Source organism: Kitasatospora indigofera, from assembly GCF_014655955.1.
Lineage (GTDB): Bacteria > Actinomycetota > Actinomycetes > Streptomycetales > Streptomycetaceae > Kitasatospora > Kitasatospora indigofera.
In genome coordinates this window covers 15236-28211 of record NZ_BNBO01000085.1, presented here as the reverse complement: position 1 = coordinate 28211, position 12976 = coordinate 15236, and the positions used below count along the sequence as shown (strand labels likewise).

Annotated in this window: 10 protein-coding genes and 1 pseudogene; 4 read left to right on the top strand and 7 right to left on the bottom strand. The window is 75.5% G+C overall.

Annotated elements, in window-relative coordinates; all coding sequences use genetic code 11:
* From IE329_RS37880 to IE329_RS37870, 3 genes and pseudogenes are all read left to right on the top strand, one after another.
* Positions 1-680 (top strand): annotated as a pseudogene (locus IE329_RS37880) (DNA-binding protein); the annotation flags it as partial.
* 272 nt (positions 681-952) lie between these two features.
* On the top strand, positions 953-1912 hold the full coding sequence (locus IE329_RS37875; protein WP_190215611.1) for a D-2-hydroxyacid dehydrogenase family protein: 960 nt from the start codon (positions 953-955) through the stop codon (positions 1910-1912).
* A 132-nt stretch (positions 1913-2044) separates the two neighbouring features.
* A complete protein-coding gene (locus IE329_RS37870) occupies positions 2045-2653 on the top strand; it encodes a phosphoribosylanthranilate isomerase (RefSeq protein WP_190215610.1) in 609 nt (202 codons plus the stop codon).
* A gap of 121 nt (positions 2654-2774) precedes the next feature.
* Here IE329_RS37870 and IE329_RS37865 read toward each other — a convergent pair whose 3' ends face one another.
* The 3 genes from IE329_RS37865 to IE329_RS37855 all read right to left on the bottom strand — a co-directional run bounded on the left by IE329_RS37865 (position 2775) and on the right by IE329_RS37855 (position 5423).
* Complete coding sequence (locus tag IE329_RS37865) at positions 2775-3233, bottom strand: DoxX family protein (RefSeq protein ID WP_190215609.1); 459 nt, start codon at positions 3231-3233, stop codon at positions 2775-2777.
* A 194-nt stretch (positions 3234-3427) separates the two neighbouring features.
* Positions 3428-3883, bottom strand: a complete 456-nt coding sequence (locus tag IE329_RS37860) for a nucleotide triphosphate diphosphatase NUDT15 (RefSeq protein ID WP_308438434.1) — start codon at positions 3881-3883, stop codon at positions 3428-3430.
* 40 nt (positions 3884-3923) lie between these two features.
* A complete protein-coding gene (locus IE329_RS37855) occupies positions 3924-5423 on the bottom strand; it encodes an SDR family oxidoreductase (RefSeq protein WP_190215608.1) in 1500 nt (499 codons plus the stop codon).
* Between the two features lie 399 nt (positions 5424-5822).
* Here IE329_RS37855 and IE329_RS37850 point away from each other — a divergent pair, with 399 nt between their 5' ends.
* A complete protein-coding gene (locus IE329_RS37850) occupies positions 5823-6944 on the top strand; it encodes an ADP-ribosylglycohydrolase family protein (RefSeq protein ID WP_229928095.1) in 1122 nt (373 codons plus the stop codon).
* Between the two features lie 48 nt (positions 6945-6992).
* On the opposite strand, the gene IE329_RS37845 is transcribed toward IE329_RS37850, so the two are convergent.
* The 4 genes from IE329_RS37845 to IE329_RS37830 are packed head-to-tail and all read right to left on the bottom strand — an operon-like array spanning position 6993 to position 12936.
* Positions 6993-9710: a hypothetical protein gene (locus IE329_RS37845; protein ID WP_190215607.1), complete on the bottom strand. Its 2718-nt coding sequence runs from the start codon at positions 9708-9710 to the stop codon at positions 6993-6995.
* A gap of 15 nt (positions 9711-9725) precedes the next feature.
* Positions 9726-11945, bottom strand: a complete 2220-nt coding sequence (locus tag IE329_RS37840) for a putative T7SS-secreted protein (protein ID WP_190215606.1) — start codon at positions 11943-11945, stop codon at positions 9726-9728.
* Positions 11945-12577: a type VII secretion target gene (locus IE329_RS37835; protein ID WP_190215605.1), complete on the bottom strand. Its 633-nt coding sequence runs from the start codon at positions 12575-12577 to the stop codon at positions 11945-11947. Before IE329_RS37835 ends, IE329_RS37840 begins: the two co-directional genes overlap by 1 nt.
* The gene (locus IE329_RS37830) at positions 12577-12936 is read right to left on the bottom strand and encodes an SseB family protein (RefSeq protein ID WP_229928094.1); all 360 of its coding nucleotides are present in this window, start codon (positions 12934-12936) and stop codon (positions 12577-12579) included. The genes IE329_RS37835 and IE329_RS37830 overlap by 1 nt, the downstream gene beginning before the upstream one ends.
* Between the last annotated feature and the right edge of the window lie 40 nt (positions 12937-12976).

Here is a 12976-nt window from a genome sequence, read left to right as displayed (position 1 = left end):
TCACCACCGCGCTGGTGCTGGTGATCGTGCTGCTGACCAAGTTCACCCAGGGCGCCTGGCTGGCCGTGGTCGCCGCCCTGCTGCTCTGGCTGATGATGCGCGGCATCCGCCGGCATTACGACACCGTCGCCGAGGAGCTTGCCGTGGACGACCCGCACGCCGAGTCGGTCCGCCCGTCCAAGGTGCACGGCATCGTGCTGGTCGCCAAGCTGCACAAGCCCACCCTGCGGGCGCTCGGCTACGCCCAGGCCTTCCGGCCGGACACCCTGGAGGCGCTGAGCGTCGCGGTCGAGCGGGACGCCGTCGACGCGCTGAAGGAGCAGTGGGCCGCCTTCGACGTACGGGTGCCGCTGAAGGTGCTGGACTCGCCGTACCGGGAGATCACCAAGCCGGTGGTCGGCTACGTCCGCGAGTACCGGCGGGTCAACCCGCAGGAGGTCGTCGCGGTGTTCATCCCCGAGTACGTGGTCGGGCACTGGTGGGAGCACCTGCTGCACAACCAGTCCGCGCTCTGGCTGAAGAGCCGGCTGCTGTTCACCCCCGGCGTGATGGTGATCAGCGTGCCCTGGCAGCTCTCCTCCGCGCCGAGGGCCGACCACCCGGCCCGCCGCGCCCCCGGCGCCGTCCGGCGCGGTGAGCCCGCAGCCAACGTCGACCACCTGCCCCGGACCGGCGGGTAGCGGCCCGGCCGGTCCTGCACGGGGGGTGACCGCGCGCCCGTGCCGGCCGTCCCCCGCCCGGCGTACGCCGCCGGGCGCCCCCGCGCTGACGAGCCGTCGGCGCACGGGCGGCCCGCCCGGAGGCGGGTGAACGGGGGTGGGTGAACGGGGTGTCCGGCGGCGTGATCGGATAGGACATGACAGCCGGTCGCGCCCGGCCGCGGACGTTCCGCCGCCGGCCGTGCCCGGCGCAGACCCGCCCCGCCCGGCCCGCACCGATGGAGAGAGCCGCCATGAAACTCCGCTGCGCCGTCCTCGACGACTTCCAGTCCGTCGCGACCACCGTCGCCGACTGGTCACCCGTCGCCGACTCGGTCGACGTGGTCACCTTCCCCCGGCACTTCGGCAGCGAGGACGAACTCGCCGCCGCGCTGGAGGGCTTCGAGATCGTCGTGACGCTGCGCGAGCGGGTGGCCTTCCCCGCCTCGCTGTTCGCCCGGCTGCCCGCGCTGCGGCTGCTGATCGCCTCCGGCATGCGCAACTCCGTCATCGACCACGCCGCCGCCGAGCGGCACGGCGTCACCGTGTGCGGCACCGCCAGCTCGTCGACCCCGCCCGTTGAGCACACCTGGGCGCTGCTGCTGGGCCTCGCGCGCGGCATCGTGCCCGAGGCCACCGCCCTGCGCGAGGGCGGCCCCTGGCAGTCCACCCTCGGCGCCGACCTGCACGGGAGCCGTCTCGGCCTGCTCGGACTGGGCAAGATCGGCAGCCGGGTGGCGCAGGTCGGCCTGGCCTTCGGGATGGAGGTGACGGCCTGGAGCCAGAACCTCACCGCGGAGCGGGCGGAGGAGGTCGGGGTGGGCCTCGCCGCCTCCAAGGAGGAGCTGCTCGCGTCCAGTGACTTCGTCTCGATCCACCTCGCGCTGAGCGAGCGCACCCGGGGCCTGCTGGGCGCCGCCGAGCTCGGGCTGATGCGGCCCACCGGCTACCTCGTCAACACCTCCAGGGCGGCCGTCGTCGACCAGGACGCCCTGCTCGCCGCACTGCACGCGGGCACCATCGCCGGGGCCGGCGTCGACGTCTTCGACATCGAACCGCTCCCGGCCGGCCACCCGATGCGCACGGCGCCGCGCCTGCTGGCCACCCCGCACCTCGGCTACGTCTCGCGGAGCAACTACCGGACGTACTACGGTCAGGCCGTCGAGGACATCGCGGCCTTCCTGGCCGGTTCGCCGGTCCGCCGGCTGGGCTGACCCGGGCGGGCGCTCCGGCCGCCCCGCCCCGCCCCGCCCCGCGCCGGGCCGGGGGCCGGATCGCGCCGGCGGCCCGCCGCCTGCCAGAGTGGGGAGCGGAACTGCAGCGTGAGCGGAGGAGGACCGGCCGGCGTGTTCGTGAAGATCTGTGGCCTGAGCACCACCCAGGACGTCGAGGCGGCGGTACGGGCCGGGGCGGACGCGATCGGGTTCGTCCTGACCGCGAGCCCGCGCCGGGTGAGCCCGGAGCAGGCCCGCCGGCTGGTCGCGGCGGTGCCCGAAGGGGTGCTCACGGTGGCCGTGTTCCGGGACGAGCCGCTCGACCAGGTACGGCGGGACGCCCGGGAGGCCGGCGTGGGCGCGGTGCAGCTGCACGGCGAGCACCCGGCCTCGGCCTTCGCCGAGCTGCGTGACCTCGGGCTGACGCTGGTCCGGGCCACCTCCGCTGCCTCCGCCGCGGGGGCGTCCTGCGGCGACTTCGGCGAGGACCTGCTGCTGCTCGACTCGCCCGTCCCGGGCTCGGGCGAGAGCTGGGACTGGTCCGCGCTGGGCGAGGCCCCGCCGGCCGGCCGGTGGATGCTGGCCGGCGGCCTGGCGCCGGCGAACGTCGCCGAGGCGGTGGCGCTGGCCCGCCCCTGGGGCGTCGACGTGTCGAGCGGGGTCGAGGTGCGGCGCGGGGTGAAGAGCCCCGAGCTGATCGCGGAGTTCCTCCGGGAGGTCCGGGCGGCCGGCCGGGGCTGACGTCCGGGGCCGACGTCCGGCCGGGTGCGGGCGGTACCGGCCCCCCGGCTCGGTGGGCCGTGCGCGGGGGCCGGCCCCCGACGGGGGCCGGCCCCCGCGCACGGCCGGGCGGCAGGCCTGGTCAGGCCACCGCGGTCGGCTGCTCGGCGCGGGCCGGCGAGCTGAAGCCGCGCCGGGCCAGCAGGCCGTCCAGGGCGAGGCTGCCCGGGCCGGCCACCGCGATCAGCAGGAAGGTCCAGCAGAACAGCACCGACCCCTCGCCGCCGTTCTGCAGCGGCCACAGCGCCCGCTCCTGGTGCACCGAGAAGTAGGCGTAGGCCATCGAGCCCGAGCAGAGCAGGGCGGACGTTCTGGTGCCCAGGCCGAGCAGCACCAGTCCGCCGGCGACCAGTTGGATCACCGCCGCGTACCAGCCGGGCCAGCTGAGCGCGGGCACCGAGCCGCCGCCCTTGGCACCGCCGAGGACGCCGAACAGTGACGCGGCGCCGTGGCAGACGAAGAGCAGTCCGACGACGATCCGGAAGAGGCCGAGAACGTACGGTCGTGCGGTCTCGACTGACTCGCGGGGGACGAGAGACACTGAGGTGCTCCTGACAGATCGGGAGTGATCAGGTAAGGGTTGCCTAAGCAGCGTGATTGCGCAAGGCCGCCTACGGAGATTTCACGTCGTGGACATGCAAGGAGCCCGCCCCGCCGAACGGCGGAACGGGCTTGCGGGGAGCGGCGTCTGACGGTCAGCCAGTGGTCGGGCGGGTCGGGTGGGGCCGGGCGGGCTCAGTCCCGGGCGACCGGGTAGGCGTAGGTGGCGTCCGGGAGCGCGGCCAGGCCGGGGAGCCAGCGGCCCAGCACCAGCGCCGAGGGGTGGAACAGCGGGCTCGGCAGCGCGTTCGCCCCGAACCGCTCCCAGCCCGCGCAGTTGTGCGGCTCGGTGACCTCGGCCGGCGCGCCGCTCGGCGGCGCCAGCACGGCGGCCGTCAGCCGGGGGCGGCCGAGCTGATGGTCCAGCAGCACCGCCAGCACCCGCATGGCGCCGGCCGGGAGTTCGATGCCGGTCTCCTCGGCCAACTCCCGGGCGGCGGCCTGTTCGAAGGACTCGCCCGGTTGGTCGACCTTGCCGCCGGGCAGGCCCCAGCTGGGCTGCTCGCCCGCCGTGATGCGGCGGCCGAGCAGCACCCCGCCCGTCCCGGTGGGCACGATCACGCCGACCCCGAGCATCGGTGCGACGGTCATCCGGTCCTCCCAGGGACGGTCGGGGCGGGCGGTGCGGGGGTCACCAGGCGGACTGGGCGTAGTCCTTGAGGAAGCAGCCGTACAGGTCCTCGCCCAACTCGCCGCGGACGATCGGGTCGTAGACCCGGGCGGCGCCGTCGACCAGGTCCAGCGGGGCGTGGAAGCCCTCGGCGGCGAGCCGCATCTTGTCCGGGTGCGGGCGCTCGTCGGTGATCCAGCCGGTGTCCACGGCCGTCATCAGGATGCCGTCGGTCTCCAGCATCTCCTTGGCGCTGGTGCGGGTCAGCATGTTCAGCGCGGCCTTGGCCATGTTGGTGTGCGGGTGCCCGGCGCCCTTGTACCCGCGGCTGAAGACGCCCTCCATCGCGGAGACGTTCACCACGTACTTGCGGCGGGCCGGCGAGGCGGCCATCGCCGGGCGCAGCCGGCTGATCAGGATGAACGGCGCGGTGGAGTTGCAGAGCTGGACCTCCAGCAGCTCCATCGGGCCGACCTCGCTGACCGTCTGGACCCAGCTGTTGGTCGGCGCCAGGTCCGGCACCAGGCCGCCGGCGTCGATGGCCGTGCCGGCCTCGATCCGGGCCGGCGAGGCCGAGCCGGTGACCAGGGCGAGGGAGGTGATGTCCTCGGCGCTCAGCCGCTCGCTGCCGGCGGTGGCCTGGCCGGGCAGGGCGGGCAGGTCCACACTGCCGCTGCCGAACCGGCCGATGGTGGTGGACTGCGGCAGCTCGCCGTGCGGCAGCGGCGCGGACTCGGCGTTCACCAGCTCGCGGTACGACTCCGGGGGCCGGCGCACGGTCTGCGCGGCGTTGTTGATCAGGATGTCCAGCGGACCGTCGGCGGCGACCTCGTCGGCCAGCGCCATCACCTGGGCGGGGTCGCGCAGGTCGATCCCGACGATCTTCAGCCGGTGCAGCCACTCCGCGCTGTCCGGCATCGCCTTGAAGCGGCGGATCGCGTCGTTGGGGAAGCGGGTGGTGATGGTGGTGTGGGCGCCGTCGCGCAGCAGCCGCAGCGCGATGTACATCCCGATCTTCGCCCGGCCGCCGGTGAGCAGTGCGCGCTTGCCGGTCAGGTCCGCGTGCGCGTCCCGGCGGCTGTGGTTGAGCTTCGCGCAGGACGGGCAGAGCTGGTGGTAGAACGCGTCCACCTCGACGTACCGCTGCTTGCAGGTGTAGCAGGAGCGCGGACGCTCCAGGATGCCGGCGATCTCCGTGGTGGTGACGGTGGTGAGGCCGAAGGCGCCCGCCGTCTCGTCGTCGATCCGGCCGGGCGCGCCGGTGGCCGTGGCGGCCGTCACGGCGCGGTCGTTGGCCGTCTTGCGGGCCCGCATCTCCTGGCGGCGGCGCTGCTTGAGGGTCCGGAAGACCCCGCCGACCGCCTGCCGCACCACGATCGCGTCGGGGTGGTCGACGTCCAGCTGGTCCAGCTCGGCGAGCACGCCGAGGCAGAGCGCGAGCCGTTCGGGGTCGATGCCCGGACCGTACTCGACCGCCTCCGGGGTCGTCCCGGTGTCCTGGATGTCCTCGACCGCCGTCATGCCGTCACTGCTTCCTTGCTCGCTTTCCCCGCCCGGTTACCGGGCGGAGTCTACTGGGCCGGGCCAGGACGAGGCGAAACCGCAGTGATCATCCGTTCGTCGGGGCGGCGGGCGGGCGGACGGCGGGAACGGCGGGGGAGACCGACGCGCGCCTGCTCGTCGCCGGGCCTCGCCGCCCGCGCGGACCGGCCGGCGGCGGCGGGCCCGGGCCCGCCGGGTGACGCGGATCACGGACCGGGCCGGTGTCTCGCCCTCCCCCCTCCGGCGGCCCCTGCGACCGGGCGCGCGGGCCCCGCGGGAGCCGCCCGGGACGGGCCGGGCCCCTCGCGGGCCGACCGCCCCCGGGGCCGCCCCGGCGGCTAGGCTGACACCGGTTGATCATCGCTGAAGGGGGCACGGGTGGGGCAACTGTCGCTGGGAGAACTCGCGGTGTACCGCGCGCGGCTGCGCGGCTGCCTGCTCGGCGGGGCGATCGGGGACGCCCTCGGATTCCCGGTCGAGGGGCTCACCATGCCGGGGATCGAGGCCCGGTACGGGGCGACCGGCGTCACCGGGCCGGTCCCGGACCACGAGGGCGTGACCGGCCGGATCAGCGAGGAGACCCAGCTGACGCTCTTCACCGCCGAGGGCCGGCTGGCGGGCTACGCCCGCGCGATGGCCAGGGGCATCAGCGGCGCGGAGACCGCGATGGTGCACGACGCGTACCAGTGCTGGCAGGACACCCAGGACCACGCCGGGCCGCCGCCGCGGGACGGCCTGCGGCACCGCATGGGCCGGCTGCGCGAGGAGCGGTGGCTGTACGCGCGGCGCGGGGCCGGCGCGGCCACCTCCTCCGGTCTGCGCGAGCGGTACACCCCCGTGCCGTGGAGCCCGGTGGACGGCACCCCGGGCCCGGTGAACCCCGGCTCGAAGGGGTGCGGCGCGGTGGTCCGCTCGGCGCCCTTCGGCTTCACCGGGAACGACCCCGGGGCCTCCTTCGAACTCGCCGCCCGCTGCGCACAGATCACCCACGGCCATCCGACCGGCTACTACGCGGCCGGCGCCTTCGCCGCGATGATCAGCCACCTGCTCGACGGCGAGTCCGTGGCGGCCGCCGTCCTGCTGAGCATGGAGCTGCTGGCCGGGTACCCCGGGCACGAGGAGACGACGGCGGCCCTGCGCAGGGCCGTCGACCTCGCCCGGACCGGCCTGGCGACCCCGGCGAAGGTGGAGAGCCTCGGCGCGGGCTGGACCGGGGAGGAGGCCCTGTCGATCGGCGTGTACGCGGCGCTGGCCCGCACCGAGTACCGGGAGGACCGCACCCCGATCGAGGCCGCCCTGCTGGTCGCGGTCAACCACTCCGGCGACAGCGACTCCACCGGCTCGGTCTGCGGCAACCTGCTGGGCGCCCACCACGGCGACGTGCTGCTGCCGGCGCACTGGCTGCGGCAGATCGAGGGCCGGGCCGTGATCGCCGCACTCGCCGACGACTTCGCCGCCGAGGTCCACCCCGGCGAGCGGCGCCCGTGGATCAACTACTGACCTCCGGCCCGGCAGCCCGGCGCGGTGGCCGGGCGGCCGGGGCCGCCGTCAGTCGAGGTCCAGCGCGACGACGCCCTTGGGGAGCGCCAGGCAGACCAGCCCGGCCCGGTCGACGGTGACCGAGCGGGCCTGCCCGCCGAGGCGCAGGTCCAGGGCCGGCCCGGCGGCGTCCGGCCGGCGGACCCGGACCAGGCCGTCGGACCAGGCGGCGACGGTCACCAGGCCCCCGGCGGTACCGGCCGCGGCCACCGCGGTGACCTCGCAGGGCCGCTCGTCGACCAGCTCGGGCGCCCGCCCGGACCCGTGCGCCCAGCTCCACACCCGGCCGTCCCGGCCGCCGCTCAGCGCGAGCCCGCCGGCCGGGGAGAGTGCGAGGCCGACGGCGGTGACGGCGCCCCGGTGGAGCGGCTCGTCCGGCGAGAGCACCGGCCCGCCGTCGGTGGGGAAGCAGTGCAGCCGCCCGGCGCCGTCGCCGACGGCGACCAGCTCGTCCTGCTCGCCCCGGGTCGCCAGCGCGGTCACGCCGTCGGCGAAGTGGCGGGTGGCCCAGTCGAGGGCGCGGGACAGGCTGTTGCCGAAGCTGTCGTGGAGGGGCAGCTCGGTGACCACGCCGTCGGTCCGCAGCAGGTAGTAGGAGCCGTCCGCGCCGCCGAGCATGGCGACCGAGGGGACCGAGGGCAGCCGGAGCGGGTCGGTCCCCTCGGCGTCCCGGCCGGTCACCGGGTCGACGTGGCGCAGGATGCCGTTGACGGCGACCGCGAGCCGGCCGGCGTAGCGGCCGTGGCCGAGCGTCGTCCGGCGCACCTGGCCGTTGGCCCGGCGGTACGACCAGCGGGCCGTCCAGGCCTGCCCGGACAGGGCGGCGCAGCGCGCGGCGGCCTCCTCGTCCCGGCCCGCCAGCCAGGCGTGCAGGGCGGCGGCCCGGCCGGCCGGGGTGCCGGCCGCGCACGCCGGTCCGGCGAGCTCCCAGGCCTCCGCCAGGGCGCCCGGCGGCTCGCCGGCGGCCTCGGCGTGCTCGAAGGCGGCGGTGACCGCCGCCGGGTCCGCGTGCACCAGGAACTCGGGGTCGGCCAGCAACTGGCCGGCTATGCCCGCGGGCACGGCGTGCCGCAGGAGCGTCCCGAGCCGCTCGGGGCCGGCCTGCGCCAGGTCGGGGCGGCCGCCGGCCAGCCGGGGGACGCCGTCCGCGATGCTGCGGACCAGGCCGGCGTGGCCGACGGCGGGGGAGCCGGCGGCCACCCGGGCCGCGAGCTCGTCCGGCTGGAGCCGCCAGGCCGCGCCGTCGGCCGGCGCGGGCACCAGCTCGGCCGCCCGGCGGACGGCGTCCGCTCCGCCGGCCCCCGGGAGGGCAGCCCACAGCCCGGCGGTGACCGGGCCGGCGGCGAGCGCCCGGACGGCCGGGCGCAGCTCCTCCGGCAACGCCGTCCACCAGGCCGCGGCCAGGGCGGACGCCCGGTCGGCGGGCGGCGCCGCGGGGTCGAGCACCGTGGCCGGGGTACGGGCGGCGAGCCGGGCCAGGCCGGGGCTCGGGTGGACCTGCCCGGCGGCCACCGGAGTGCCGCCGAGCCCGGCGCACCAGGAGGCGAAACGGTCCGGGTCGGTCCAGCGGGGATCGTCCAGGTCGAGCACGGCGCCGGCGGGCGCGGCCCCGTCCAGCGCGGCCGCGGCCGGCGTGCCGGAGCCGCACTCCACCAGCAGCCGCAGCCAGGGCACCTGGAGCAGCGGGGTGAGCAGGTCGACGGCGATCCGCTCCGCCGCGCCGGGCAGCAGCTCGCCGCCGGCCCGGTCCAGGTCGGTGACCACCAGGGTCCGGGGCACGCCGTCCTGAAGGGCCGCCATCAGTTCGGCGGGCGTCCTGGCGACGAGCCCGAGCCGCGCGGCCAGCAGCCAGGTGGCGCCACGGACCGTCAGTCCTTCGGCGGGCAGCACCGCGTGGACGCGGCGGTCGGCGCGCGGGTTGTCGGGGGGCGCGGCGGCGGCCAGCCAGGAGAGCAGATGGGTGCGGCCGCTGCCGGAGGAGCCGGCCAGCCGGCAGAACCGGGGGGCCAGCGGGTCCGCCAGCCAGCCGAGCAGGGCCCGCCCGGCCGGGCGCCGGCCGGCCCGCAGCGGCGGCACCGGGACGCCCTCCCCGGCGGGGGCCACCGGGGCGGGGGCCGTGCCGTACTCCGGGTTGTGCCAGAACCGCAGAAGCCGGCCGCCGGGGCTGACCTCCCAGGCCCCGGCGACCGCCCGCGGCGGGACCCGGCCGGCCGGGTCGTACCCCGGGTCGGTCCGGTAGAGCCAGCCGCCCGCGGCGACGGCGCGCTCCGAGCGCTCCGGGTCGAGGGGCGGGTCGGGGCGCCATCCGGGTGGCTTGACCCGGTCGGCCGGTGGCTGCCAGCCCTGGGCAGCCAGTTCGGTCAGGGCCGGGAGCGAGGTGACGGCCCGCGAGCCGGGGTCGAGCCGTCCGGACGTGGCCGAGCCCGGCTCCGTCAGGAGCCGGCGCACGGCCACGGACGGCTGGAGACCGCTCGCCCTGGCCTCCAGCAGCTTGCCGTACCAGAAGGAGCCGGCGTTCCAGCTGTCCACCGCCGGCCGTCGTGCGAACTCGGCCGCCCCGTCCACGTCGGACCACCAGAGGTAGCCGGTGATCTCTCCTTCGGGAGTCACCGCCGCGACGTACTCGACGGGGTGCTCGGTCTCGGACGCGTAGCGGAGCGGCGACGACACCACCGTGAACTGGAGGTCCTGGTCGAGGCGCTCGTTGTTCCAGTCGTTGTCGCTCAACGGTCACTCATTCCGTCATCCCAGGATCTCGCCGAAAACATGGTACTGATTACCGACTTTGACGACCTTTGTGGCTTTCCAGTCCAGGTTCCGGCCGAGCAGGAGCTCCCGTTCGGCGGCCCCCATCGCGCCGACGTTCTCCACCCAGAGCCCCGGGGTCCCGCCGGGCACGCTCAGGTGCAGGATCGCCTCCTTGCCCCGGTACATCGCCGGCAGGTCGCCCAGCGAGGTCGACATGTAGCCCTTCTCGGTGATCGTCCTGCCGACCAGGTCCTCGGGGTTGGTGATGTCCAGGTGGCGCAGGTCGGTGCCCCTGGTGACCACGATGTCCTCGGGTACGGGGTGTGCCTGCAGGGCTTTGTCGAGCTCGGCGACCTGGTGGTCGATCTGCGAGGTCCGCGGGATCTCGTCCCGGAGGGATCGGTTGATGTCCTGGTAGGACTGGCCCTTGGGGGCGGTCTCCGAGTCCAGGGTGTAGTTCTCCACGGCCCTCCGCTGTTCCGGCGGGAGGTTGTCGGCCGTTTCGTTCCAGGTCTTGGCGCCGTACTCCCTGGCCGCGTCGTCCTCGAAGGTCCGTCCCTGCCGGGCGATGTCCTGCTCGGCGGCCCCGAGGTCATCGAGCTCCCGGTTCCGGGTGATGGTGGCCAGCGGGCCGTTGTCCTCGGAGTGGTAGTTCGGCCCGGAGGAGGCGGCCTCCGGCTGGTGCGGCGGGGCCTCGGCGTGCTGGGGTTCGGCGTGCTGCGGTTCGACGTGCTGGGGTTCGACGTGCTGGGGTTCGGCGTGCGGTTCGGGGTGCTGCGGTTCTACGTGGTGGGGCTCGGGCGCCGGCTGCTCGGGCACGTGCGGATGCTGAGGCGCCGCCGGCTCGGGCGTGTGCGCGGCCGGGGCCGGCTCGTGCGCGGGGGCGGCGTCCAGCTTGGGGCCCTCCGCGGGTTTGACCGTCCAGCCGTCCGGCAGCCCGCCCGGTTCCACCCTCGGTACGACCGGCTCCACCCGCGGTACGAAGGGGTGCTCGCCGAGGCCCGCCACGGCCCGCTGCCCGGCGTTCTCGGCCACCTGCGCGGCGCCGCGTTCGGCCGCGTTGACGGCGGTGCGCTGGCCCGCCCGCTCCAGGGCGTTGACCGCCACCCGCTCGGTGACGGCCGCCGCCTCGCTGCCGCCGCCGGTGGCCAGGCCGGAGAGCAGGTTGAACAGGGTCTTGCCGCCCGCCTCGGCCGGGTCGGAGCCCCAGCCGGAGCCGACCAGGGCCTTGGCCAGTTCGGTCGGGTGGTTGGCGGTGTACGCCAGGCCCCCGGCGACGGAGTTCAGGTGGTCCAGGTACAGCGCGGGGTGGGTGATGTTGTACACGTCGAAGGGGTTCACGCCGCGCGCGAACTTCAGCAGGTCGGCGCCGCCCTTGAGGAACCCGCCCTCCAGGTGCAGCGCGCTGCCCGCGATCACGTCGGGCGCGTCGGCCAGGGCGTTCCCGATCCGGTCCATCAGTCCGGGCGCCTTCGGCGCGGCGCCGGTCGCCGCCCTGATCGCCTGCTCGGCGGTGCCGGCGGCGCTCACCCGCTGCTTGCGGGCCGCCAGCAGCACCTCCGCGGCCTGCTTGCGCCCGGCCGCGCCCGGGTCCTGGAACGGCGCCGGCCTGGTGGGCGCGGTGGGGCTCTGCCCCGCCTCGGAGGCCGCGTTGTACGCCTTGACGGCCCGGTTGTACTCGTCCGCCCGCTGGTTGTACGCGGCCTGGCCGTCCTTGGTCGCCTGCTCGGCCTTCTTGTGGAGGTCGATGGCCTGCTGCGCCTGTTCCTGGGCCCAGGTGAGGGTGGCGGCCAGCCCCGTCAGCGCCTTGGCCGCGGCCTCGCAGGCGTCGGCGGTGACCCGCCAGGCGGTGGGCTGGGTGGCGAACTTCTTGCGGAAGGCGTCGGCGGCCTTACCCTGCCAGTGCTCGGAGTCCATCCGGCTCAGGCCGCCGGCGACCTCCTCGAAGGCGAGCGTGAACTTCTGCAGGTGCTGGGCGGTCTCGCCGATCGCCTTCACGTCACCGTGGACGAGCTGTTTCGGGTCGTCCGTCTCACCGAGGTTGAGCTCGCCGACGTCCGCGCCGAGGTCCTCGGCGATGCCGTCGCCCCACCTGTCGACCGCCCGGCCCGCGTCCTCCAGTCCGACGAAGTCCAGCGCGCCGCCGACGGCGTGCGCGTTCACGCTGACGAAGTCGCCGGCGAAGCTCTTGACGTCGCTGAGGAAGCCGCTCATCAGCGGCCGCCCGCCTGCTGCTGGGTGTAGGCGTCGAAGCGCTGGTTGAGGGCGTCCGACATCGCCTTGGCCTTGGCCGCGTGCTCCTTGTTCCACTCCTCGTCGCCGACCTGGTTGAGCATGATGTTGTGCTCCAGCAGGTCGGCCTCCACGCCCTTCCAGGTGGCGGCGGAGTGCAGCGCGCCCTCCTCGAAGGACTTCGCCGAGTAGTCGGCGTCCCGGACCTGGGTGTACGGGTTGTCCGACAGGGTCTGGCCCCAGGAACGGCCCTCGACCTGGTCCTGCGTCAGGTTGGGGTTGCCCGCCGCGGCACTGACCGCGTCCTTGAGGGCGCCCGAGACGTACTGCTCGTGGTCGTGGTAGATCCCGGCGGACAGGTCGAGCTTCTCGGCGATCTCGTTGCCCTGCTGGACCAGCCCGCGCACCATCACCCCCCAGCGTTCGCAGAACTCGTCGAAGGCCGACTTGCAGCCGGGGGAGCCGATCTGCCCCCCGGTCAGTTCGAGGTCGGTGAAGCCCCGTCCGACCACCGCGCCCTCGGCGATGCCGACCTTCTTCAGCTCGCCGATCGCGTCGTTGATGCCCTTCGCCGTCAGCTTCAGGGCCTCCGGATCGACCTGGAAGTCCGCCATCAGTTCTCCTCCCCGTCGAGCGCGACCGCGTCCGGCACGATCCCCCGTACCGGCGGGAACAGCATCGGCTGCGCGCTCCCCACGTCCAGTGCCACTCCGCAGGGGACGCCGGCCGCGGGCACCGCGACGTCCAGCAGCCGCGAGCCCCGGACCGTCAGCCAGTCCAGCTCCGGCCCCTGGTGGCCGCGCGCCCGGGCGAAGGCGACCATCGCCGCCTCGGTGCTGAAGGCCCAGATCCAGCGGATCCCGCCCTCGTCCCCCGTCCACACCCGGCCGTCGGCGTCCCGCGGTACGAACACGACGCCGGAGCGGAACGCGGCCAGCACGATGCCGGGGTCACCCGCCCCGGCGTGCAGCATGCGCACCTGGTGCGTCAGCCCCGCGTTCAACACTCGCCCC